General features: G+C 67.7%; 23 protein-coding genes, 1 tRNA gene and 1 pseudogene. 12 read left to right on the plus strand and 13 right to left on the minus strand.

The annotated features are described in order from the left end of the window. The first annotated feature begins 304 nt into the window (after positions 1–304). Entirely contained in the window at positions 305–784 is a 480-nt protein-coding gene (locus APZ15_RS16145) for an SRPBCC domain-containing protein (protein WP_027786926.1), read from the plus strand. Between the two features lie 13 nt (positions 785–797). Then, positions 798–1,250, plus strand: a complete 453-nt coding sequence (locus APZ15_RS16150) for a nuclear transport factor 2 family protein (RefSeq protein WP_027786925.1) — start codon at positions 798–800, stop codon at positions 1,248–1,250. A gap of 50 nt (positions 1,251–1,300) precedes the next feature. Here APZ15_RS16150 and APZ15_RS16155 read toward each other — a convergent pair whose 3' ends face one another. From APZ15_RS16155 to APZ15_RS16170, 4 genes are read right to left on the minus strand one after another with little or no spacing between them, the layout of a single operon-like run. Then, positions 1,301–2,281 (minus strand): hypothetical protein, encoded by a 981-nt coding sequence (locus tag APZ15_RS16155; protein ID WP_027786924.1) that lies wholly within the window; start codon positions 2,279–2,281, stop codon positions 1,301–1,303. Positions 2,282–2,298: 17 nt separating this feature from the next. Next, complete coding sequence (locus tag APZ15_RS16160; protein ID WP_027786923.1) at positions 2,299–3,090, minus strand: SDR family oxidoreductase; 792 nt, start codon at positions 3,088–3,090, stop codon at positions 2,299–2,301. Positions 3,091–3,131: 41 nt separating this feature from the next. Continuing rightward, positions 3,132–4,325: a sulfotransferase family protein gene (locus tag APZ15_RS16165; protein WP_027786922.1), complete on the minus strand. Its 1,194-nt coding sequence runs from the start codon at positions 4,323–4,325 to the stop codon at positions 3,132–3,134. Continuing rightward, the gene (locus APZ15_RS16170) at positions 4,322–5,431 is read right to left on the minus strand and encodes a DUF1214 domain-containing protein (protein ID WP_027786921.1); all 1,110 of its coding nucleotides are present in this window, start codon (positions 5,429–5,431) and stop codon (positions 4,322–4,324) included. Before APZ15_RS16170 ends, APZ15_RS16165 begins: the two co-directional genes overlap by 4 nt. Before the next feature lie 130 nt (positions 5,432–5,561). Here APZ15_RS16170 and cysD point away from each other — a divergent pair, with 130 nt between their 5' ends. The 5 genes from cysD to APZ15_RS16195 all read left to right on the plus strand — a co-directional run bounded on the left by cysD (position 5,562) and on the right by APZ15_RS16195 (position 12,419). Further along, positions 5,562–6,542 carry a sulfate adenylyltransferase subunit CysD gene (gene cysD / locus APZ15_RS16175; protein ID WP_226153355.1) on the plus strand — a complete coding sequence of 327 codons (981 nt, stop codon included), beginning with the start codon at positions 5,562–5,564 and terminating at the stop codon, positions 6,540–6,542. Then, positions 6,542–8,455, plus strand: a complete 1,914-nt coding sequence (gene cysN / locus APZ15_RS16180) for a sulfate adenylyltransferase subunit CysN (protein WP_027786919.1) — start codon at positions 6,542–6,544, stop codon at positions 8,453–8,455. The genes cysD and cysN overlap by 1 nt, the downstream gene beginning before the upstream one ends. Positions 8,456–8,570: 115 nt before the next feature. Further along, a complete protein-coding gene (locus APZ15_RS16185) occupies positions 8,571–9,758 on the plus strand; it encodes a helix-turn-helix transcriptional regulator (protein ID WP_027786918.1) in 1,188 nt (395 codons plus the stop codon). A gap of 257 nt (positions 9,759–10,015) precedes the next feature. Further along, complete coding sequence (locus APZ15_RS16190) at positions 10,016–11,383, plus strand: MFS transporter (RefSeq protein WP_027786917.1); 1,368 nt, start codon at positions 10,016–10,018, stop codon at positions 11,381–11,383. Then, on the plus strand, positions 11,370–12,419 hold the full coding sequence (locus APZ15_RS16195) for a lactonase family protein (protein ID WP_027786916.1): 1,050 nt from the start codon (positions 11,370–11,372) through the stop codon (positions 12,417–12,419). The genes APZ15_RS16190 and APZ15_RS16195 overlap by 14 nt, the downstream gene beginning before the upstream one ends. 61 nt (positions 12,420–12,480) lie before the next feature. Here APZ15_RS16195 and APZ15_RS16200 read toward each other — a convergent pair whose 3' ends face one another. After that, positions 12,481–13,518, minus strand: coding sequence for an AraC family transcriptional regulator (locus APZ15_RS16200; RefSeq protein ID WP_027786915.1), 1,038 nt, complete (start codon positions 13,516–13,518; stop codon positions 12,481–12,483). A gap of 204 nt (positions 13,519–13,722) precedes the next feature. Here APZ15_RS16200 and APZ15_RS16205 point away from each other — a divergent pair, with 204 nt between their 5' ends. Further along, entirely contained in the window at positions 13,723–14,832 is a 1,110-nt protein-coding gene (locus APZ15_RS16205; RefSeq protein ID WP_027786914.1) for a fatty acid desaturase, read from the plus strand. 23 nt (positions 14,833–14,855) lie between these two features. On the opposite strand, the gene APZ15_RS16210 is transcribed toward APZ15_RS16205, so the two are convergent. From APZ15_RS16210 to APZ15_RS16245, 8 genes are all read right to left on the minus strand, one after another. Next, entirely contained in the window at positions 14,856–15,476 is a 621-nt protein-coding gene (locus APZ15_RS16210; protein WP_027786913.1) for an HAD family hydrolase, read from the minus strand. 142 nt (positions 15,477–15,618) lie between these two features. Next, entirely contained in the window at positions 15,619–16,485 is an 867-nt protein-coding gene (locus APZ15_RS16215) for a hypothetical protein (protein ID WP_027786912.1), read from the minus strand. Between the two features lie 51 nt (positions 16,486–16,536). Next, complete coding sequence (locus APZ15_RS16220) at positions 16,537–17,193, minus strand: TerD family protein (protein WP_021163605.1); 657 nt, start codon at positions 17,191–17,193, stop codon at positions 16,537–16,539. A 101-nt stretch (positions 17,194–17,294) separates the two neighbouring features. Then, positions 17,295–18,311: a DUF475 domain-containing protein gene (locus tag APZ15_RS16225; protein ID WP_027786911.1), complete on the minus strand. Its 1,017-nt coding sequence runs from the start codon at positions 18,309–18,311 to the stop codon at positions 17,295–17,297. 45 nt (positions 18,312–18,356) lie between these two features. Beyond that, positions 18,357–19,103, minus strand: a complete 747-nt coding sequence (locus tag APZ15_RS16230; RefSeq protein ID WP_027786910.1) for a VWA domain-containing protein — start codon at positions 19,101–19,103, stop codon at positions 18,357–18,359. Positions 19,104–19,123: 20 nt separating this feature from the next. Continuing rightward, the gene (locus APZ15_RS16235) at positions 19,124–20,215 is read right to left on the minus strand and encodes a toxic anion resistance protein (RefSeq protein ID WP_027786909.1); all 1,092 of its coding nucleotides are present in this window, start codon (positions 20,213–20,215) and stop codon (positions 19,124–19,126) included. A 353-nt stretch (positions 20,216–20,568) separates the two neighbouring features. Continuing rightward, positions 20,569–20,985, minus strand: coding sequence for a hypothetical protein (locus APZ15_RS16240; protein ID WP_027786908.1), 417 nt, complete (start codon positions 20,983–20,985; stop codon positions 20,569–20,571). A 45-nt stretch (positions 20,986–21,030) separates the two neighbouring features. Continuing rightward, positions 21,031–21,660 carry a LysE family translocator gene (locus APZ15_RS16245; protein ID WP_027786907.1) on the minus strand — a complete coding sequence of 210 codons (630 nt, stop codon included), beginning with the start codon at positions 21,658–21,660 and terminating at the stop codon, positions 21,031–21,033. Positions 21,661–21,815: 155 nt separating this feature from the next. On the opposite strand from APZ15_RS16245, the pseudogene APZ15_RS16250 reads away from it, so the two are divergent. The 4 genes and pseudogenes from APZ15_RS16250 to APZ15_RS16260 all read left to right on the plus strand — a co-directional run. After that, positions 21,816–22,004, plus strand: a pseudogene (locus tag APZ15_RS16250) (hypothetical protein); the annotation flags it as partial. Positions 22,005–22,061: 57 nt separating this feature from the next. Beyond that, positions 22,062–22,152 (plus strand) — tRNA-Ser (locus APZ15_RS16255). A gap of 324 nt (positions 22,153–22,476) precedes the next feature. Next, positions 22,477–22,638 (plus strand): hypothetical protein, encoded by a 162-nt coding sequence (locus APZ15_RS39355; RefSeq protein ID WP_226129833.1) that lies wholly within the window; start codon positions 22,477–22,479, stop codon positions 22,636–22,638. A gap of 2 nt (positions 22,639–22,640) precedes the next feature. Further along, positions 22,641–23,294, plus strand: a complete 654-nt coding sequence (locus APZ15_RS16260; protein WP_226153356.1) for a hypothetical protein — start codon at positions 22,641–22,643, stop codon at positions 23,292–23,294. Positions 23,295–23,347: the final 53 nt, after the last annotated feature.

Below are 23,347 nucleotides of genomic sequence, written 5' to 3' on the forward strand. Positions count from 1 at the left end.
GCGCCGCGCGGTGTCGACGTTCGGCGCGCCGGCGGACCGACGACGGTCACGGCCGTCGCGCCCCCCGCCGCCCCCGGTGAAACGCCTTAGTCCATTCCGACGATTCTTCGCCGCATGCGCCGGCCTACGCTCGATGTCGGGTACGCCGCGCGGCACGTGCCGGCCGCTACCCGCACCGCGCGTCCCGCCCCTGCCATGCGCGCCGGCCGATGCCGGCGCGGACCTTTCCGACTGCTGCGGCGCCCGGCCGGCCGGGCGCGCGGCTTCACCCGCTACTCACCTGATACTCACCCGATACGCCACCATGACCAAACCCTCGAATCTCGTCACCTCGATCACCGTCGACATCGACGCACCGGCCTCCGTCGTCTGGGAAGTGCTGACCGACTTCCCGTGCTACGGCGAATGGAACACGTTCTGCGTCGGCTTCGAAACGACCGGCAGGCTCGGCGATTTCGTGCACATGCAGGTGCGCATTCCCGGCACGGAAACCGTGATTCCCGTCAACGAGATCCTCGTCGCGTGCGAACCGGAACGCCTGCTGTCGTGGGAGCAGCGCCCGACCGACGACAACAAGGACGCCGCGCGCCGCGACCAGTACATCGACGCGATCGGCGCGGAACGCTGCCGTTATTTCACGACCGACCAGTTCCTCGGCATCAACGCGGACGCGATCATGCAGAACCACGGTGCGTGGGTGAAACAGGGTTTCGACCAGTGCGCGCGCGACGTGAAGCGGCGCGCCGAAGCGCTCCATGCGGCACGCCGGCGCAACGGCGCCTGACCGGGAGCCGCCGATGCCCGATCTGCAAACGCTGTCCGACCATCACGACATCCGCGAACTGATCGTCGCGTATTCGACCGCGATCGACACGCGCGACTTCGACGCGCTCGACGCGGTGTTCACGCCCGACGCGGCGATCGACTATCGCGCGATGGGCGGCATCGCGGGCCGTTATCCGGAAGTGAAGGCGTGGCTGCGCACCGTGCTGCCGCGGTTTCCGCAGTACCAGCACCTGGTCGGCAACCTGTCGATCCGGCTCGACGGCGACACCGCGCGCGGCCGCACGATCTGCTTCAATCCGATGGAAGTCGCGCTGCCGGACGGCGGCACGCAGGTGATGTTTCTCGGGCTGTGGTACGTCGACCGGTTCGCGCGTACCGCGCTCGGCTGGCGCATCGCCGAGCGTGTCGAGGAGCGCTGCTATGGCCACAACGTGCCGGCCATGCTCGCGGGCGCGACCGGTTGATCGCGCCGCAACCCGCCGCCCGCGAGGCGCACGCATCGCAGGCCGTCGCATCAATCGAGCCGGAACGCCGCCTCGAACCGCTCGGCGAACGCGTCGAACTCGGTTTCCGGCAGGTGATTGATGCCGCCCGCGCGCTTGCGCCCGCCGCCGGTCGGAAAGCCGCGACAGAACTCGTCGGCGCCGAGCGGCCGGCCGTCGGGCACGCGCACGCTGACGACGAGCCCGCCGTCCGCGCGCGGCGACAGCACCGCGAGCGCCGCATGCGGCGCGTTGCGCATTCGCTCGTTCGCAAGCATGCCCGTCGCGCGCCGCGCCCATGGATGATCGGGCATCCGGACCAGCGTCGCGCCGGGCACCTCGCGCAGCGGCGCGAGTGCGCACGCCCGTGCCATGTCGTCGCGGTAGCCGTCGCGCAGCGCGGCGAACACGGCGGTCTCGCGCACGAACTCGAGCGGGTCGACGCACGGCAGCATCGCATCGGCAAGTGCCGCCGGGTCGAAATGCAGATCGCCGACACACTCGCCGTACGCGTTGTAGTTCAGGTAGAGGCCCAGTTCGGCGAGCGTGTCGCGCGCCGCGTCGTCGATCCCGTGTTCGCGCGCGAGCGCGCCGCCGAGCGCCGGCAGCTCGTCGCCGAATGCCGCGACGATCGCCCAGCGCACGTGCCGGCCGCCGAGATAACGGTTCACGATCGCGCTCGTGCAGACGTCGGCCGCCGTGTCGATATGCGCGTCGAAGCGCGGATCGTCGGGCAGCTCGCCCGCGAAGTGATGGTCGAAATAGCGGACCGTCGCGCCTGCACGCAGCAGCCGCGCGCAGGCATCGCGATTCTGGTCGTGCGACACGTCGAGCACGGTGACGATGTCGCCCGCGCGCGCGTCGATCCGCTCGAGCAGCCTGATGTCGCGCTTCACGCCGGTCACGAGCGTGCCGCGCACGCCTTCCGCGAGCCGCAGTTGCTGAAGCGCGCACAGGCCGTCCGCGTCGCCGTTGAACGCAAGGAAGTGTCGTTCGTCGTGGTTGTCCTGCATGATCCTTTGCTCCGTCGTCAGGGCATGAAATCGCCGCCATTTGCGTCGAGCGTCGCGCCCGTCACCGCGTTCGCGTAGTCCGACGCGAGGAACAGCGCCGCGCGCGCGCAATCGTCGTCGGTCGGCAGCTTCGCGAGCGCGATGTTCGACGCCACCGGCGCGATGACCTGCTCTTCCGTCATCCCGTATTCGGCCGCCGCCTGCCGGAAATACGTCTGGGTCGGCACGCCCCACATCCACCCCATGTGGATGCTGTTCGCGCGAATGCCGTGCACGCCGAGTTCGCGCGCCAGGTATTTTGCCGCAACGGCGAGCGCCCCCTTCGATACAGCGTAGCCGCCTTCCCCTGCAAACGGCTTGCGGGTCGCCTGCGTGTTGATCATCACGATCGCGCCGCGCTTGTGCCGCTTCATGTGCGGCACGACTTCCTGCGTAAGCGCCATCGTGCCGAACACGTTGGTGTCGAACACCGCGCGCCAGCCGTCGAGGTCGGCGTCCTCCACCGGTTCGGGAAACCTGCCGTGCACGAATGCGCTGTTCACGAGCGCATCGATCCGGCCGAAGCGCTCGACGGCCTGCGTCGCGAGCTGCCGGCATTGTGCGCGATCGGTGATGTCGGTCTTCACCTTCAGCACGTCGCAATCGACGCCGAGTGCGCGGATCCGCGTTTCGGCGTCGTCGAGCTTTTCCGTCGTGCGCGCCGCGACGACCACGCCGCGCGCGCCCTCCCGCGCGGCCTCGACGGCGAGCTTCACGCCGAGCCCCGGCCCGATCCCGGAAATCACGACGATCTTGTCCTTCAGCAACATGGCTTGTCTCCTGGTTGTCGTTGGTCTCGCGAGCCGGGCCGTCAGCCGGCCGCCCGCAGGTGCCGCGCGCGATACGCGGCGAAGTCGCGCGCGAGCTGCGCATCGGTGAAGCCGAAGCGCGCGATCGAATAGTCGTGCGCGGCACGCTTGTCGCGGCCGTTGCGCGCCATCCAGTCGGTCATCGCCGTGCGCCGCCGCGCATCGAGCGGCAGGCCGGCAAACGCGTACACGGCCTCGGCCACGCCGAGCGGATTCGACACCGTGTCCTCGAAACGCACGTCGAGGAAGCGGCCGGCCGGCAGCGCATCGCGCGCGGCCATCGCGGCGCCGATCGCGCGTGCCATCCCCGCGTTCCACTGCGCGCCGACCGCAAGCGGATCGGGATCGTCCGCATACATCTGCCACAGTGTGTGCGCCATGCTGGCCATCGACGGAATCGTCTGCGCCGGGTCGCGGTGCGTGAGCACGACCTGCGCGCGCGGGAACACGCGGCACAGCACGTCGAGCGCATGCAGGTGCTGCGGCGTCTTCAGCAGCCAGCGCGCGGCCGGCGCGACCCCGCGCTGCGCCTTCTGCCATTGCAGGAACTGCAGCATCCGCTTCAGGTACGTATAGACCGGCGTGAGATCCTGCCGTGCGAGCCACGCCGTATAGCGCGGCACGTTCGCGTACGAATCCATCGCGCACACGAACGAGTGTTCCATCAGCATGAACTCCTCGTCGGCGAGCATCGCATCGAGCGGATGAATCGTCAGGATCTGCGGAATGCAGTCGATCATCGTCGCGACTTCGGCCTGCGCGCGGGCGATGCGCACCGCCGGCTCGGCCAGCGTCTCGCCCGCGAGCGGCGCCGGGTAGCGGGTTTCCCACCACGCGGCAGTATGGAAGCGCGGATCGACGGCCAGCAGCCGCTGCAACAGCGTCGTACCCGTGCGCGGCAGGCCGACGATCACGAGCGGATCGTCGATCGCGATGTCCGCGATCTCCGGATGGCGCCGGAAGTAATCCTCGACGACCAGCCGGTTCACGAGTTGCCCGACGAGCTTCTCGCGCATCATCGCCGCGCCGCGTTCGGACAGCTTCGCTTCGTCGATCAGCGACGCGCACATCACGTCGAGCGCCTCGCGATACGGTCCGTCGCCGAACGCGGTGAGCCCGCCCGTGCGCGACACGGCCTCGGCGATCAGTCCGTCGGCGTCGAGCCGCGTGCGGATCAGGTCGATCGGCGCGTTCATGCGGCCTCCTTCAGCGCGGCGAGCTTCACGACCCGCGTGCGCGGATGCACCGGCTGCGCGGCGCCGACCCAGCGCCAGCAGATCGTGCCGGTGCGATGCCCGGCCGTATCGAGCCAGTTCGCGTCGCCCGGCCGCGCGGCCGCGACGACCACCGTCACGCCACCGTCCGCATTCCGTCGCTCGCCGTGCTTGTTCACGCAGATATCGAAGTGCCGGTAGTCGAGCGACTCCATCCAGTAGTTGTTGAGCTGCACGTTCCAGAAATCGCAGTCGGGCACCGTGTCGACGTCGATCACGAGCGCCTCGTCGTCGGCCAGTTCCCAGCACGAGTGGTAGTAGTAGATGTTCGGGTCGCCGCCGACCGACTGGCACAGCGCCTGGTCGGCGGGCGGCAGCGCGTTCACGTGCGACCGGTAGCCCGCGGCCCAGTCGGCGAACAGCTTCGCCGTCTGCTCGACGAACTGCGCGGCGCGCGTGAGGCCGCCCTGCAACGCGAGCGGATCGAGCGGCGCCGGGCGATCGTGCGCGCCGATGCGTTCGATCTTCAGTTGCGCGGGCGTCTCCGCGCGCCGGTCGAGGAATGTCTGTCGCACCAGCAACGCATTGGTGCCCGGCTCCATGCGTACCCAGTTGCCCGCGCGCGGTGTGCCGCCGAGCACGATCTCGAAGCTGCCGTCCGGTGCGATCTCGAGCTGCTTCGCATCGAGAAAGCCCGTCTGCAGCATCTTGCCGTCGGTCTCGTAGCCGCCCTTCTGCGTGCCGAAGCTCAGGTAGGCCACCGTGCCGCGCCGCCCCGTCACGCGGTATTCGCAACGGCCGTCGAGCCGCGCGTACTGGTACAGGTTGTCGGGATTGTCGGCGCCGATCTTCGCGGTCTCGTGCGACGGCGAGAAAAAGCCGGGCCACGCGCCGTCCGCGAATTCGACGTGCATTTCGAGCGCGATACGCATCAGCCGGCTCAGGTAACGGAAGCCTTCCGCGCGTGTCAGCGGATCGTCCGGCGCCTCGGCGCGCAGGATCTGCTCGCCGCTGCGTTTCAGGGTGTCGCAGAAATCGGCCCAGGTCTGGCCCGAAAGCAATTGCGTGGCACGTGTGTCGTCCGTCATGTGTCGTCTCCGCCGATGGTCGAGCACTCACCTTAAGCGCCGCCGTCGCGCACCTCTTCGTCCGGGTGGACTAAGGAAATATCCGCTCCACCGCCGCGCCGCGGTTTAGTCCACCCGGACGAAGAGCGGCATGCCGCTCGCTCGATACCGTTGGCGTCATGCACGAAACGCCGCACATGTCGCGCGGCGCCGGCATGAAACAAGGAGACGAACGATGTTGACCCACTTGGAGCGACTGGAGGCCGAAAGCATCCACATCATGCGCGAGGTGGTGGCCGAGAGCGAGAACCCGGTGATGCTGTATTCGATCGGCAAGGACAGCTCGGTCATGCTGCATCTCGCGATGAAGGCGTTCTACCCGGCGAAGCCGCCCTTTCCGCTGCTGCACGTCGATACGACGTGGAAATTCCGCGAGATGATCGCGTTTCGCGACGAGATGGCCGCGCGCCTCGGCCTCGACCTGCGCGTGCACGTGAACCCCGACGGCATCGCGAACGACATCAATCCGTTCACGCACGGCTCGGCCATGCACACCGACGTGTGGAAGACCCAGGGGCTCAAGCAGGCGCTCGATCATTACGGCTTCGATGCCGCGTTCGGCGGCGCGCGCCGCGACGAGGAGAAATCGCGCGCGAAGGAACGCATCGTGTCGCTGCGCTCCGAGCAGCACCGCTGGGACCCGAAGCGCCAGCGCCCCGAACTCTGGTCGCTGTACAACGCGCGCAAGCGCAAGGGCGAAAGCCTGCGCGTGTTCCCGATCTCGAACTGGACCGAGCTCGACATCTGGCAGTACATCCAGCTTCACGACATCCCGATCGTGCCGCTCTACTTCGCGAAGGAACGGCCCGTCGTCGAACGCGACGGCGCGCTGATCATGGTCGACGACGAACGCCTGCCGCTGCGCCACGGCGAAGCGCCGCAGATGCGCAAGGTGCGCTTTCGCACGCTCGGCTGCTATCCGCTGACAGGCGCGATCGACAGCGATGCGAGCTCGCTCGACAACATCCTTCGGGAAATGCGCGAGACGCGCACGTCGGAACGACAAGGACGCCTGATCGACAGCGATTCGGCCGGCTCGATGGAAAAGAAGAAACAGGAGGGATATTTCTGATGGCACACGTTCTCACCGCGCCCGAGGCGCCCACGCACGCAACGCCCAACATGCACGCCGACGATGCGCAGACGAAGGACCTGCTGCGCTTCATCACGTGCGGCAGCGTCGACGACGGCAAGAGCACGCTGATCGGCCGCCTGCTCTACGAATCGAACATGCTGTTCGACGACCAGCTCACGCAGCTCGAAGCCGACTCGAAGAAAGTCGGCACGCAGGGCGGCGAGCTCGATTTCGCGCTGCTCGTCGACGGCCTGTCGGCCGAGCGCGAGCAAGGGATCACGATCGACGTCGCGTACCGCTTCTTCGCGACCGCGCGCCGCAAGTTCATCGTCGCCGACACGCCCGGCCACGAGCAGTACACGCGCAACATGATCACCGGCGCGTCGACCGCCGATCTCGCCGTGATCCTGATCGACGCGCGCAAGGGCATGCTCACGCAGACGCGCCGTCATAGCCATCTCGTCGCGCTGATCGGCATCAGGCGCGTGGTGCTCGCGATCAACAAGATGGACCTGGTCGACTACGACCGGGCCGTGTTCGAGCGCATCGACGCCGACTATCGCGCGTTCGCGGCCGAGCTCGGGCTGGCGGAGATCGTCAGCATCCCGATGTCGGCGCTGCGCGGCGACAACGTGATCGCGCCGGGCACGCGGATGCCGTGGTACGCGGGCCCGACGCTGATGCAGCATCTCGACACGCTGCCGCTTGCCGCGCGCGTGACGCGCGACGAGCCGTTCCGGCTGCCGGTGCAGTGGGTCAACCGCCCGCACCTGAATTTCCGCGGCTACGCGGGCAGCATCGCATCGGGCGAGATCCGCGTCGGCGAGCGCGTGCGCGTGCTGCCGTCCGGCAAGGAGAGCCGCGTCGCGTCGGTGATCACGCAACGCGGCGAAAGCGACATCGCGCACGCCGGCGACGCGGTGACGCTCACGCTCGCCGACGAGATCGACATCAGCCGCGGCGACATGATCGCGCGCGCGGATGCGCCGCCCGAGGTGGCCGACCAGTTCGAGGCGACGCTCGTGTGGATGCACGACGCGCCGCTGCTGCCCGGCCGCCCGTATCTCGTGAAACTCGGCACGCAGACGGTCGGCGCGACCTGCGCGACGCCGAAGTACAAGGTCGACGTGAACACGCGCGAGCATCTCGCGGCGCGCACGCTCGCGCTCAACGAAATCGGCGTGTGCAACCTGAGCTTCGACCGGCCCGTGGCATTCGATCCGTACGACCGCAACCGCCACACGGGCGGCTTCATCGTGATCGACCGCTTCACCAACGACACGGTCGGTGCCGGGATGCTGCACTTCGCGCTGCGCCGCGCGCACAACGTGCACTGGCAGGCCGTCGACGTCGACCGCGCCGCGCGTGCCGCGCAGAAGGCGCAGACGCCGCGCATCGTGTGGCTGACGGGGCTGTCGGGCGCCGGCAAGTCGACGATCGCGAACCTCGTCGAGAAGCGGCTGCACGCGCTCGGCAAGCACACGTACCTGCTCGACGGCGACAACGTGCGGCACGGGCTCAATCGCGATCTCGGCTTCACCGAGGCCGATCGCGTGGAGAACATCCGGCGCGTCGCCGAAGTCGCGCGGCTGATGCTCGACGCGGGGCTCATCACGCTCGTGTCGTTCATCTCGCCGTTCCGCTCGGAACGCGAGATGGCGCGTGCGCTCGCCGGCCCCGACGAGTTCGTCGAGGTGTTCGTCGACACGCCGCTCGCGGTCGCCGAGGAGCGCGACCCGAAGGGCCTGTACAAGAAGGCGCGGCGCGGCGAGCTGAAGCATTTCACGGGCATCGATTCGCCGTACGAGCCGCCCGCGCGGCCCGAACTGCGCGTCGATACGGTCGCCGAGTCCCCCGACGAAGCGGCCGGGCGCATCGTCGCTTACCTGCTGCGCGAACGCGCGGCGTAGGCGCCGCCGGCGGGCAGCCCGGGCGCGCCGCCTCCTCCGTTCGGATGACGCGGGCCGCCGGGCGGCCGGTATGCTGGCTCGGGAACCCTTCACCCCGATCCAGGAGAACACGAGCATGCCCACCGCGCTGGCACCCGGCGATCCGGCCGCGCACGACGGCTTCGACGACGCCGCGTGGACGGCGCGCGAACTCAGCGCGTGGCTCGGGCTCGTCTATCAGGGCCCGTCGGAAGCGACCCCGTGGGCCGGCTTCCTCGAAGCGGTCCGCGTGCGGCTCGACGCGCGCTTCACGACACTGGTGCTGCGCAACCCGGGCGGCACGCGGCACGGGCTCATCATCAACGCGTCGGCGCACGGCCCGCTGCTGCCCGGCGAGCCGTCGTACAGCGAGCAGTTCTATGCGCTGTGCCCGTTTCTCGATCAGCCGCCCGGCCAGGTCTTCACGGCCGACCGGCTGTTCGGCGAAACCGCGTGGCGCGCGCACGATTTCTACCGGCAGTACCTGCAGCCGCTCGACCTGCGCTACATCCTCGGCGCGAACCTGCGCGGCGAACGCGGCGTCGAATGCGCGTTCTTCGTGAGCCGCGCGCACGGCGGGCGGGACTTCGACGCGGCCGAACGCGCGCAGGTCGCGACGCTGCTGCCGCACCTGCAGCGGGCAGTCGAGCTGCACGCGGCGTTCGACGTGCTCGATGCCGAACGCGCGCTGTACGCGGGCACCGTCGACCGGCTCGATGTCGGCACCGCGATCGTCGACGAGGACGGCCGCGTGATCAAGCGCAACCGCATCGCCGAGCGGCTGATCGAGCAGCAGGACGGGCTGTGCGTGCGCCACGAGCGGCTCCACGCCTCGTGCCCGCTCGACGAGCGCCGGCTGCAGAAGGCGCTGCAGGCCGCGCTCGAGCATTTCCGCGCGGGCGCGCTCGCCCGCATCGAAGCCACCACGCTGTCGCGCCCCGGCGGCGCGATGCCGTTGAGCGTGCTGCTGCGCCCGCTCGCCCCCTACCGCGGCGCCGAGGACCGCCGGCACCGGCCGGCCGTCGCGGTGTTCGTGCGCGATCCCGTGTCGTCGCCGCAGACGTCGCGCGACATGCTGCACCGGCTGTTCCGGCTCACGCCGATGGAAACCGAAATCGCACTGCTGCTCGTCGACGGGCTGACGCTCGACGAGGCCGCCGCCGCGACCGGCATCACGAAGAACACCGCGCGTGCGCACCTGCGCGGCATCTTCGCGAAAACGGGCGCGACGCGGCAGGCCGTGCTCGTGAAGACGCTGCTCAACAGCGTCGTGTCGATGGCGTAGCGGCCGCGAGGGCAGCCGCCGGACGGGTTGCCTAGGAGATGCACCACGCGCGCGGATCGCCACCGGGTATCCCGGCGATTGGTACACACTCGTTTCATGTCATATGTCATCAGACATTGACGGCCGCCCGAAGAATCTCATGAAATTCCCCAATATCCGGGTAATTCCCGGGTAAACCCGCGACGTCTCCATCGGCACTCAGGCGTACCATGTCATACGACGACATACTACACAGCCTCGCCCGACCGGAGACACGCTTGAACCCGCCCTCGCCCGCCCTGCCCGGACGCGACCCGCTCGCGTCCGCCGTCTCGAAAGTGAAGTGGCATGTGCTGCCGCTCGTGCTGATCATGTTCATCGCGAACTACATCGACCGCGTGAACGTCGGCTTCGTCGACCGCCATCTCGAAGCGTCGATCGGCATCGGCGCGGCCGCGTACGGCCTCGGTGCCGGGTTGTTCTTCGTCGGCTACGCGCTGTTCGAGGTGCCGTCGAACCTGCTGATGCAACGCTACGGCGCCCGCGTGTGGCTCGCGCGGATCATGGCGACGTGGGGCATCGTCGCGGCCGCGATGGCGTTCGTGTGGAACGACACGTCGTTCTATGCCCTGCGCTTCCTGCTCGGCGCGGCCGAGGCCGGTTTCTTCCCCGGCGTCGTGCTGTACCTGTCGCAATGGCTGCCGCCGCAGGAACGCGGCAAGGCGATGGCGATCTTCCTCGGCGGCTCCGCATTCGCGTCGGTGCTGTCCGGGCCCGTCACCGGTGCGCTGCTGTCGATCCGCGGCTTCGGCCTCGAAGGCTGGCAGTGGATGTTCCTGATCGAAGGGCTATTCTCCGTCGCGCTGTGCGGCGCGAGCTGGCTGCTGCTGAAATCGCACATCCGCGACGCGACGTGGCTCACCACCGAGGAACGCACGGCACTACAGAACGCGCTCGACGAGGAACGCGCGGCGCGCGACGTCCGTTCGAACGTGCCGGTGCGCGCCACCGCGCTGCTGCGCGATCCGCAGATCACGCTGTTCTGCTTCCTGTATTTCTCGATCCAGCTGACGATCTACGCGGCGACGTTCTGGCTGCCGACGATCATCCGCAAGATGGGCGGCCTCACCGATTTCCAGGTCGGCCTGTACAACACGATTCCGTGGATGATCGCGATCGGCGCGATGTACGGCTTCGCGGTGCTGTCGTCGAAATGGAAGCATCCGCAGCGCTGGCTCGCGTTCGCGCTCGTGCTCGCCGCGTGCGGGCTGTTCGCGTCGACGTCGCACGATCCGGCCTGGTCGTTCGCGTCGATCTGCTTCGCCGCGCTCGGCTTCAAGGCCGCGGCGTCGCTGTTCTGGCCGATCCCGCAGGGCTATCTCGACACGCGCGTGGCCGCGGCCGTGATCGCGCTGATCAACTCGGTCGGCAACCTCGGCGGCTTCGTCGCGCCGACGGCCTTCGGCTATCTGAAGCAACATACGGGTTCGATCACGGGCGGGCTGTATGCGCTCGCGATCGCTTCGCTCGTCGCCGCCGTGGCCGCGCTGTTCGCGCGCACGCACCGGCGCAGCGATCCGCCGCGCGGCCTGCCGGCCGACACCGCCCTGACGAACGCATCGATGCTCCGCCATGCCGAACACTGACCGCCTGACCGTCGTCGTCTCGAACGCCGCCGACGCCGACCTCGCCACGTTTTCCCTCGCGGCCGACGGCACGCTCGCGCCGCTCGCCCGCTATCCCGCAGCCGACGTCGCGATGCCGATCGCCGTGCAGGCCGACCGCGCGCGGCTCTACGTCGCGACGCGCGGCGAACAGCCGACGATCGTCGCGTTCCGCGTCGTGCCGGCCACCGGCGCGCTCGTGCGCATCGGCGCGACCGCGATCGACGCGAGCCATGCGTACCTGTCGCTCGACCGCGGCGGCCGCTGGCTGCTCGGCGCGTCGTACGGCGGAAATTCGCTGAGCCTCTACGACGCCGCGCGCGTGCGCGACGGCGACGGCACGCCGCTGCAGGTCGTGGGCGGCATCGCGAACGCGCACTCGGTGATCGTGTCGCCGGACAACCGTTTCGCCTATGTCAGCTCGCTCGGCTCGGATCGCGTGTTCAGCTTCGCGCTGGTCGAGGACGCGGCCGGCCTGCGCGCGCTCGAACACGGCGAAACGCGCGTGCCGGCCGGGTTCGGCCCGCGCCACCTGCAGTTCGCGCGCGACGGCCGAGCGCTCGTCGTCGTCAGCGAATTCCAGGCCACGCTCGCCACGTTCGCGCGCGACCCCGATACCGGCCGGCTCGGCGAGGTGCACGTGAGTGCGCGCCATCCGGCCGTCGCCGAACTCGCGCCGGGCCATGCGCGGCCGCCCGCGCCCGCCGAGCCCTCCGTCTGGGCCGCCGACCTGCACCTGAGCCCCGACGAGCGTTTCGCCTACGTCAGCGAACGCACGTCGAGCCGCCTGCTCTGCTATCGCCGCACCGCAGACGGCACGTTCGAACCCGCGCATGCAACGGCCACCGAGACGCAACCGCGCGGGTTCGCGATCGACCCGTCGGGGCGCTGGCTCGTCGCGTGCGGCGAACAGTCGGAATACGTGTCGGTGTATGCGATCTCGCAGGACGATGGCGCGCTGTCGCCGCACGCACGCGTGCCGGGCGGGCGCGGCGCGAACTGGGTCGCGATCGTCTGAAGAAGGGATACGTGGGGCACGACTCGGCAGTCCCGCCACGCGGGCCGGCGCATGCCCGCGTTCAGCGCCGCTCGCTCGGCGCGACACCCGTCCAGCGCTTGAATGCGCGCGTGAAGTTCGCGCGATCCGTATAACCGACGCGCGCGGCGATCTCGTCCACCGGCAGCCGCGTCCCCTCGAGCAGCCGCAGCGCGTCGCGCAACCGGATCTCGTCGAGCAGCGCCGAATAGGTCGCACCGTATTCGGCGAGCTTGCGCTTGAGCGTACGCGCCGATACATGCAGCTCGCGCGCGACGTCGTCGACCGCCGGATAGCCGCCCTCGCCGCAGATCAGCAGGTTGCGCACGCGCTCGACGATGCTTTCCGCATAACCGAGCCGCGCGAGTTCGGCCTCGCACTGCTGCACGATCATCTGCGCGGTGTGCGCGTTCGCGGTGCCGATCGGTTCGTCGAGCAGCGCGGCATCGCAACGGATGCGGTTCGCGCTCGCGTCGAAATGGCAGCGCGGCAGCCGCGCGCGATAACGCTCGAACCACGGCGGCTCGGGCCATTCGAAATGGAGTTCGGCGCGCGACTGCAACGTGCGTCCCGGCACCGGATACAGCAGAGAATTGAACAGGATCGCCGTCTCGACCAGGAAGTTCTCGACCGCGAACTGCCGCAGCCGGCCGAGCGGAAACGCTTCGAGCACGTCGATGTCGACGGTCCCGTCGAGCCGCGCGAGCCGCACCGAGAAGAACGGCACGCGCGTCGGCAGGTAGCGGATGCCGAGCGAGATCGCCTCGCCGAGCGTCGCGCAGCTCATCAGCCCGAAGCCGATCAGTCCCGCTTTCGTCAGGCTGCTGCGCAGGCCAATCTCGATCGCGATCGACGGATCGTCCGTCGCGTCGAGCAGGTTGAACACGATCGCCGCCTGTTGCAGCGGCGTGATGCGCGCATCGGGCTGCGCGAGCCGGTCGCGCTCGACACCCGAGCCCGCGAGAATGCGGCCGCCGTCGATACCGCGTTCCTCGGCCAGCATCAGCATGAACAGCGCATACGCGGACGACACCGTCGCCTTGTTCAACTGGCGCGCGGCATCCGGGACGGACAGGGTCATGTGGAGGACTCCGGAGCGGTTTCGGCGGATTGTAGCGCCGCTGGCCCGCAATGACACCGGGGCAAGACTCTAGCCGCGCCGGCCGGCCAACGTGGCCCGAAATGACACCGCCATTGGCACCCGCGGCCCTCGCGGGCGGCCCGGTGCGCGCCTATGCTTGTCACATCGGCATAACGCCCCACTCTTTCCGCAGGAATCCGGTCGATGAGCCAACCCGCACGAACCGCCTTTCGCCACGACGCGGACAAGGTCGCGTACGTCCGCCGCGAGGTCAACGCCGCGAGCGACGCGATCCGCGCGCGCTTTCCGCTGCTCGACAACCAGAACCTCGTCGGCGCGACCGTGATGGCCGTGTCGGTGAGCGCGATGCTCGCGATCGCCTGGCTGTATGCGCGCGGGGCGATCGCGTGGTACGTCGCGCTGCCGCTCGCCGCGTTCGTCACGTCGCTGATCCACGAGCTCGAGCACGACCTGATCCACCTGATGTACTTCAAGAAGACGCCGTGGGCCTATCACCTGATGATGGCGCTGTGCTGGCTCACGCGGCCCGGCACGATCAACCCGTGGACGCGGCGGCGCATGCACCTGCATCACCACAAGGTGTCGGGCGGCGAATCGGATCTCGAGGAATTCGGCATCACCAACGGCGAGCGCTGGGGCGTGAAGCGCCTGCTGATGATCGCCGACGGCATGCTCGCCGTCGTGCTGCGGCCGGCCGCGATGCGCCGCAAGGTGAAGCAGTACGTGGCAGCGCAACCGGTGCAGGACCCGTCCGAACGCATGCAGTTGCGCGTCGAGCAGGTGTCGTCGTACATGCCGGTCGGTCACGTGTATTACGTGCTGTGGCATGCGTTCATCGTCTATCACGCCGGCCTGTTCGCGCTGCATGCGTTCGGCTACGCGGTGACGGTGCCGGCCATCGTCGCGCGCGCGATGAGCGTCGTCGATTTCCTGGCCGTGGTGTGGCTCGGGCCGAACTTCGTGCGCAGCTTCTGCATCAACTTCGTCAGCTCGAACATGCATTACTTCGGCGATATCGATTCACGCAACGTGATCCAGCAGACGCAGGTGCTCAACCCGTGGTGGATGCTGCCGTTCCAGCTGTTCTGCTTCAACTTCGGCAGCACGCATGCGATCCATCACTTCGTGGTGCGCGACCCGTTCTACATTCGCCAGCTGACCGCGCGCACCGCGCATGCGGCGCTGCGTGAAGTCGGCGTGCGCTTCAACGACGTCGGCACCTTCGCGCGAGCGAATCGCTGGGGCCCGTATCGACCGTCGCGCCGCGCTCGCCACGCGCAAGCCGACGCGTGATGTAAAACCCGCGCCGCGCCGGCTCAGCCGCCGATCGGCGGCATCGGCCCCTGCCCGCGGATCCACGACCAGTTCGCGAGCTCGGCCATTTCCTTGTCGCCGCGGCTGTCGCCGTACGCGAACAGCTGTTTCGGCGGCCGGCTGCCCCACCACCCGCGCAGCCGCACGACCTTCTGCGGCCCCCAGCAGTTTTCGCCGTCGAGCCGGCCGGCAAACGTGCCGCGCTCGAACGCGAGCCGCGTCGCGAGCACCGCATCGAAGCCGGCCGTCTTCGCCCACTTCTCCAGGTACAGCGACGGCGACGCGCTCACCAGCACGACTTCGTGCCCGCGTGCCCGGTGCTCGCGAATGCGTTCGAGCATTTCCGGACGCACGAGGCCCGGCAGGTAGGTGTCGACGAACGTACGCGCCTGCGCATCGAGCGCGTCCTCGCGCACGGGCCCGAACGCGAACGACGCGAACTTCGCTTTCGCATCGCCACGCGACAGCAGCCCGGCCTTCATCGCGACGATCCACGGCAGCGCACGGAGCCCGGCCCATGCGAAGCGCGGCGTGCCGACCGCATAGCGGACGAAATGGCGAAAGCTGTCGGTCGTCGTGATGGTGCCATCGAAATCGAATGCGGCAACGATGCGGTCGGTCATGGAGAATCGGCGGGAAAGCAATGAGATGCCCGGGAAGATAGCAGACTCGCGCCGGTGCACGTGAAATGGCGTGACGCGGCGTGGCCCGCGCAGCGAACGCGCGCGCCGCGGCGCGCGCATCCGTGGCCTTCGCGCCGTTCGCTCAGCGCTGCGGCCGCGCCGCCAGCGCCGCCGGCAGCACGACGTTCATCAGGTGATCGGCGCGCGACAGCAGATCGGTCACGCGCTCGTCGAGCCCGCGCAATTGCGCGGGTTGCATGCGGATCTGCTGCACCGCCTGCCCGACGATGTTGCGGCGGTCGAACAGCGTGCGCTCGATGCCCGCATCGTCCGGTGCGCGCACGACGTCCGACACCGCGCTCAGCGCCGCGAGCACGACGACGAGATTTTCTTCCGCATGGCGAACCTTCGCGGCGAGTTCCTCGGTGCGGCGCGGAAAGAAGCCGAGCGACTGCTTGAGCGCACCGAGCGCCGCCCGGTAGTCGACATGGCCCGCCGCCCCGCCGAACCAGCGTTCGAACATGCCGGCCTTGCGCGTCGCCTGCGCGAGCATGCCGGCCATCATGTCGGCCGCGCCGAGTTCGTTGAATTCGCGCGTGGCGGCCGCGACGGCTTCGACGAGGTTGCCCGCCGTCTCCAGCGCGCCGTCGCCGATCGTCGCGACCGTCGTGAGCTTCAGCGGCACCAGTTGCCGGATGTGCCGCTCGATGCGCGGCGCGTAGTCGGGATAGAGATTCGGGAAGCTGGCCTGCGCGGCGCGGAAGCACGCTTCGAGCTGCGGATGGTTCGATTCGCCGAACACCGCGCGGCCGACCGCCTCGGCCGGCGCGGTGCGCACGGGCCTGTCGGGCGCCGGCCCGAAGTCGAGCGCCTGCGGTGCCGGCCGCTCGGGCGCGCGTGCGCCCTGCGTCGCGGCCGCGGGCGGCGCGTCGAACGCAAGACGCCCGGGCGTGCGCTCGGGCGTCGTATCGAACTCGAGCCGCTTCGGCTCGTCGGACGGATTCGTCATCGCTGCTTCCTGCCCGGCGCGGCGGTGTCCCGCCGGCCGGACTGCCGCCAGTCAGACCGCGCCGCCGTACGCGCGCACGAAGTCGCCCAGGCCGCGGTTGTAGCCGGCGCCGACCGCCTTGAACATGAAGTGGCCGTCGCGGCGATAGAAGCTGCCCACCTGCACCGACGTCTCCATCGAGAAGTCTTCCTCGAGTGCGTACTTCGCGATCACCGCGCCCGACACCTCGTCGGCGATCTGGATGTAGCTGTTGCGCACCTGGCCGAAATTCTGGCGACGCGCTTCGGCCTGGTCGATCGTCACGACCACCGAGATTTCCTCGATATCCGCGGCGAGCTTCGTCACGTCGATGAAGATCACTTCGTCGTCGCCGCCGCCGCTGCCCGTGCGGTTGTCGCCGCTGTGCACGACACCCAGGCACTTCGACGCGGGCATCCCGCGCTTCGGGAAATCGTCGCCCGGCTGGATGAAGGTTTCCTTGCGCTCCATCGTGCGCACTTCGCTGTTGTAGAACACGAAATGCTGATCCGAGATCAGCTTCGGATTGCTCTGCGCGTCGTACTTGCACAGGAACACCGACACGTCGAGATCGAAATCCGTGCCCGTGTCCGTCGCGTTCGCGTCCCAACCGAGACCGATGCGGAATTTCTGCGTGCCGGGCGCTTCCTTCGACAGGTTGACGCGACCGCCTTTCGACAAATTGATCATCTGAACCTCTTCTGCTGGAACCGCCGTTGCGCCGGCGGCAATGCCGGGCCGCCCTGCGCGGCCCCCTCGTTGATGGTTTGCGTGCCGCGTGCGGCGCGTGCTTATTCGCCGGCCACCGCGGTGCGGTCTTCCTTGCGCTGCACGACGATCGACGACCACACGGCCGCGGCGATCATCGCCGCGCCGACCAGGCCCGTGATGACCTCGGGCACCTCGAACTTCACGCCGAGGAACATGATCGTTGCGAGCGCACCGATCGCCCAGAACGCGCCGTGCTCGAGATAGCGATATTGCGCGAGCGTGCCCTTCTTCAGCAGCACGAGCGTCATCTCCCGGATATAGGCCGCGCCGACGCCGAGGCCGAGCGCGATCAGGAAGATGTTGTTCGACAGCGCGAATGCGCCGATCACGCCGTCGAAGCTGAACGACGAATCGAGCACCTCGAGATACATGAAACCCGCGACGCCTTCGCGCACCACGCGCGTGCCCGTTTCCTCGCCGCCGATCAGGTCGCCGATGCCGTGCGCGATCACGAAGCTGATCACGCCGAACGCGCCCGCCAGCAGGAAGGCGACCTGTTCCGCCGACGGCACGTAGAACGACGCGACGATCACGATCGCGAGCGTCAGCGCCACTTCCAGCGCGGTGATGCGGCCGAGATGGCGCATCGGGCCCTCGAGGAAGCCGATCCAGTGCTCGTCCTTCTCGGTGTCGAGCATGAACTTGAAGAACACCATCAGCAGGAACGCGCCGCCGAACGCCGACACCTGGTGATGCGCGGAAGTCAGGATCGCCGCGTACTTCTCCGGCGACTCGATCGCGAGCGTCAGCGCATCCCACATGCCGATGTGGCCGATCACCGCGACGATCAGCAGCGGGAACACGAGCCGCATGCCGAACACGGCGACCGGCAGGCCGAACACCATGAAGCGGTTGCGCCACTTCTCCGACCAGTTCTTGAGCACGGAGGCGTTGACGACCGCGTTGTCGAGCGACAACGAGATTTCGAGCACGCACAGGACCGCGACGATCAGCATGTCTTTCACGCCGCCGAGGAAATACGCGGCGACCAGTGCGAGCGCCGTGAGCGACAGCGGGATCTTGAAGTCTTTCAACATGATGTGGAGTTTCGAGTTTCGTGAAAAATGACGTGCGGGCCGCGCTTACTTCGCGCGCACCCAGTCGCAGAATTCCTGCGTGATCAACTGTTCGTAGATCTGTTCGTCGCTGATGTCGAGCGATTCGAGATGCAGGAAGCCGACGTTCGGCATCTCTTCCGCGATTTCCGCGAGGAAGCCGAATTCGCTCGGGTCGCCGACGCCGACGAGCGACCAGTACAGCGGGTAGTGCTGCGACTCGGCCAGCAACTGGCGCACGCGCTTGCGATCGTTCTTCGGGTTCTGCCCGTCGGTGACGAACAGCACCCATGCGGGTAGATGGCCGTTCACCGGCGCGGAAGCCGCCGGTGCCGGCGTCTCGTCCGCGCCGCCAAACAGCCGGCTCAGGAAGCCGCGCTTCTCTTCGCGTTGCGGCGACGGCTGAGGCGCGCGGAAGAAGAAGTCGACGATGTCGTTCATCACCGGCGCGTACTGCGTGCCGCCCCATTTGTCGATCCGCGCTTCGAGCACGTGGTCGGAAATGTACGAGCCGTAGTTGTCCGGCGTCGCGGTCGGCAGCCGGTTGTAGCCTTCGGTGAAGGTCCACGTGTCGACTTCGCCGTTGTCGTCGAACTTCAGTGCGATGCCGAGGATCCGGTCGTGCGTCTCCTGGATCACGCCCGACTGGTAGAGCGGCTTCGCGGAGCCGGAGATGTCGAGCGCCGCGCCGACGCGCACGACGGGCGGCTTCAGGATCTGGCGTTTTTCGAGGACGATCGCGACCTTCGCCGCGCGTTTCTCAAGCGTAATCATGCGGTGTTCTCTCAGTTCTCTCAGTTGTGCTTCGGAGCGAATCGGGTGATCAGGTCCTGTTCGAGCTGGCGCAGGCGCGGCGCGTCCTGCTCGCGCTGGCGCTTGCCGTCGGCGATGATCTGCGTGATGTCGTCGAATGCGCCGAACAGCTGCTGCTGCGCGTATTCGAACGTGTCGGTCGAGATCACCGGGCGCTGGCCGAGCTTCGCGACTTCCTGCGCGTTCTGGCGGTTCAGGTCGGCCTGCGCGCGGATCGCCTCGTCGGCCGCGTCGTACGTCGCGTTCGCGAGCGCCGCCGCGCGCTTCGTGCTGAGCTGCTCGAGGTAGAGCGCGAACGCATTGGTCCACGCGGGGATCAGCACGGTCTTGATCGTCATGAACTTCGACGTCAGCGTGCGTTTCTGGTCCTGCTCCATGCGGATCTGCGGCGCGAGCTGCTTCGACATCAGCATCGCGCGGTCGAGGTCGTCGAGCTTGCTTTCGAGCGCGTCGACCTTGCGCTTCACGTCGAGCAGGCGTTGTGCCGCGAACGCGTCGTCCGCCGGCTGCTGGCCGGCCGCGAGATGCGCACGCAGCGTCGCGAGCGCCGTTTCGCCGTGCGCCTTCGACTGCGCGAGCTCCTGGTGCAGCGCGTAGTTGTCGTTGTACATCCGCTCGAGCTCGTCGATGCCGGCCTTCTGGCGCCGCGCATGGCTCTCGAGCTCGACGACGAGCGTGTCCATCCGCTTGCTCACCGATTCGTATTGCGACAGCAGCTTCTCCTTGGTCGAGCGAAACAGCCGCGTGACCTGCGTAAGCAGCCCGCCCTTGTCGGCGCCGCGCGGATCGAGCCCCTTCGCGGTCGCGATCAGTTCGTTGAGCTTGTCACCGAACTGGTCGGCATCCGACGCGCGGACGCTCGCGAGAATCTGCTGGGAAAAAGCGGCGATTCGCGTGCCCTGCGTCGCGCCGAGCTGGTCGATCTCGTCGACGGTGATCAGGCGGACATTCTCCGCCGGGCGCGCGGCCGGCACGGTGACGGCGGCGGCAGGCACGGCGACGGGTGACGAAGACGGGGTGGAAGGACGATCGCTGACCGCATCGGAGTTCTTGTCATCGAATAGCGGCTTCATGTGGCTACCACGTTTCCTTTTCTGCTTTCTGCTGCGTGTTGTCGTGCGCGCGTGGCGCGCATCCGCGATTGCCGCCGTGCTCTCTCACGGGCGGCAGACGGACAATAAATGGCCCGAGCGCCTTGCGTCAAGGGAAGGAATTCTTTCAATTTCCATTCATTTTGTAAGGTGGCGAACGGACGTCATGCAGGAGCGCCGCCGCTCCTGCCGCGATGCGGGCTGGCCACGCGAGATTCGGACGCGCCGAAACTTACATGTCGGATCAATGCGAAAGAGAAATGAAACCGCCTGTTTGAGCGGGTTTCAGACGGCGCACACACGCGGCCAAGCCCCTCGCGGGCATCGATCGCGCATTACCGATCCCGCACGCGACTCATCCCGAGCCTGGGCAGGATGAACGGCACCGATCGGTCACGAATCGTAAAATCCCATCGTCCGTCGATGTCCACGAACGTCGCGCTGAAATGCCGGTCGTCGGCCCACGCGAGGTCGTCCAGATGGCACGACGCATACATCGCGCCGACCGTGCGCCGCGCGATTTCCTTCAATGGATCCTTCGACACGAGCGTGAACGTGACGGCCTCCTCGAACAGGCAGTCGTAGTCGGTGACGAGCAGATAAGCGGCCGGCGTCTCGAACTGGCGAAGCAGTACGTAACCGGAAACCGTGAGGCCGGAGCGCTCGCCGTTCACGAGCACGGCGGTACGCGACGGCCACGTTTCGTACGGACCGTCGTGCGTTTCGAGCGCGAAACGCTCGATCGGCTTCATCGCCGGGCCGGTTGGCCGAGATCGTGTGCCGGAAGCATCGGCGCGTCAGTTCGCGGCCTTGCGGTACAACGCGACATATCCCGCGAGAATCAGCAGCAGCGCCCCGCTGACGCGGTTCAGCCACTTCTCGCCGGCCGCTTTCCACACGCGCACCGAGTGCACGCCGAGCAGCGCGTAGCCGGTCATCCCGACGACGTCGATCGCGACGATCGTCGCTGCGAGGATCGCGTACTGCGGCGCGATCGCGTGCGACCGGTCGACGAACTGCGGCAGCAGCGCGGACATGAACAGGTAATACTTCGGGTTGCTCATTGCGACGAAAAAACTCTTCAGGAACGCGGTCCGGCGATCGGGCATCGCCTGATCGACTGCCTGCGCGGCAGCACGACCGCCGGACGAGAGCAGCATCCGCACACCGACATAGGCGAGCCACGCGGCACCGGCCAGCTTCAGCGTGACGAACGCCGTTTCCGATGCTTCGAGCAGCATCCCGAGACCGAACCCGACCAGCGCGACCATCACGACATCGGCGGTGACTGCGCCGAGCATGCCGACCAGTGCGTGACGCAATCCGTACCGTGAGCCGTTGCTCATCGCGAGCAACACCGTCGGGCCGGGCGTCGCGACGCCGACGGAAAGGATCAGGGCAAAAGCGAGCAAGGCGGACAGCGACATGGCGTGGTGTTCCTTCTGAAGGGAGCTTGCGAACGGGATGGCGTCGCCGTCTTCGGCCGCGCGGGCCGCTGCCGGCACGCGCGAATCATGACGACGCATTCGAACGGCCGATGATCGCATGTTCGCCCCGGGATCCGCTCGGCGGTTGCGTGGCGTCGATCCCGGCGGGGGACCGCTACGATCTCGGTGCGCGTTATGCGACGGCGCTGTTCGGCAGGAAGACGACGTTCCGAGCGGCCGTGCGCAACGTCACGAACAAGTCGTACTGGTCGTCGACGACCGGCGGGTACCTGACACAGGGCGATCCGCGGTCGGTGTGGCTGTCGATGACGACGGATTTTTGACGATTGCGGAAGGGAGTGGCGGGCTGCCGCCAGAGTTTGCTATACTCTCGGTCTTCCGGAGAGATGGATGAGTGGTTTAAGTCGCACGCCTGGAAAGCGTGTATAGGTTAATCGCCTATCGGGGGTTCGAATCCCCCTCTCTCCGCCAGGATGTCAGCAAAAACGGGCCGCTCGGCCCGTTTTTCGTTTCTGCACGCCCAAGCGCCCGACAATCGTCGCTGCGCCGACATGCCCGCCATCATGCGCTTCGCATCGACTTCCGCCTTCAGGCATCGGGCAAGCGGGTCGGCCATGCAGTTCAATACTGCGACTCATCGCTTCATCGTTTTTCTCGACGCGACGACAGCGCCATTCAATCCATCGTTCCGAACTCGATAACGATCGCATTTCGGCATCGCCGACAAGGATGCCGACTCGTTTTTCATCCCGCGTCGACTGTCCGCCACTGCGCGAAAATCTGCGTGCGCAGTTCATGACCATGATGCAAGCGAACATGGCGCATTCGCCCGCCATGAACGGAAATGCATTCGCCGGCCCGGGAATGATGATGGCCATGGGCTTTGCGAATCAGGTCATCGACACGGCGGTTTCGCCGGCACCCATCGCACATCGCCCCCCGAACCCCGCTCGCTAAAGATGTGTATTCTTCTGACGATATCCGAGGTTTCAGCTCCGCGAGTCAGATCCATGCGATTCAATCCAGGGTTCGCCATGACGATTGTCGCTTCGACGATGCTGTCAGCTTGCGCAACGGCATTTTCGCCGCCGTCGATCACCACCACCGTCGCGGTGACCTCTCCCCCGCCGGTCGACAAGGCGCTGCGCGACGGCGGATCGTCCACCGACCTGTCGGTCATCGGTCAGCCTGCATCCCCGTTTCGCACGCTGCTTTCCGTTCGCGAGTGCGCTGCCGGCAAATGCGCGGCGGGAATCGCCATGCCGACGCTCGCGGTCACGGTTCAACGCGTGTCCGAAGGACAGGCGGCGATACGCTTCTCGGTCAGCGGAGAGATCGGCAGCAGCCAGACGCTGAAATCGCAAACCGGGAACGCCGCGTCGGAAGTGACGATGTCGATCCCGTCGAGCGCGACACCGATCAACGATCGCTTTGCCGTTGACCGGGTCGCGACGATCAAGGTCGGCGAGTTTCGCCACGTGGCACTGCCGCATGGCATCCGTGCGTATGTGTGCGTCGCGATACCGAACGCCAAGGGCATGACGGACGGAAGCTGCGATTTCAGCCGGGTACAGACGACCAAGGGCGCCGAGCTCGGCATTTCCGCGCTCTGACCCGCCCGTCACGGCGCCGGCACTGGCTGCCCCGGCACGCGAGCATGCCGAAC

It is taken from the genome of Burkholderia cepacia ATCC 25416 (assembly GCF_001411495.1).
GTDB classification, from domain to species: Bacteria; Pseudomonadota; Gammaproteobacteria; order Burkholderiales; family Burkholderiaceae; genus Burkholderia; species Burkholderia cepacia.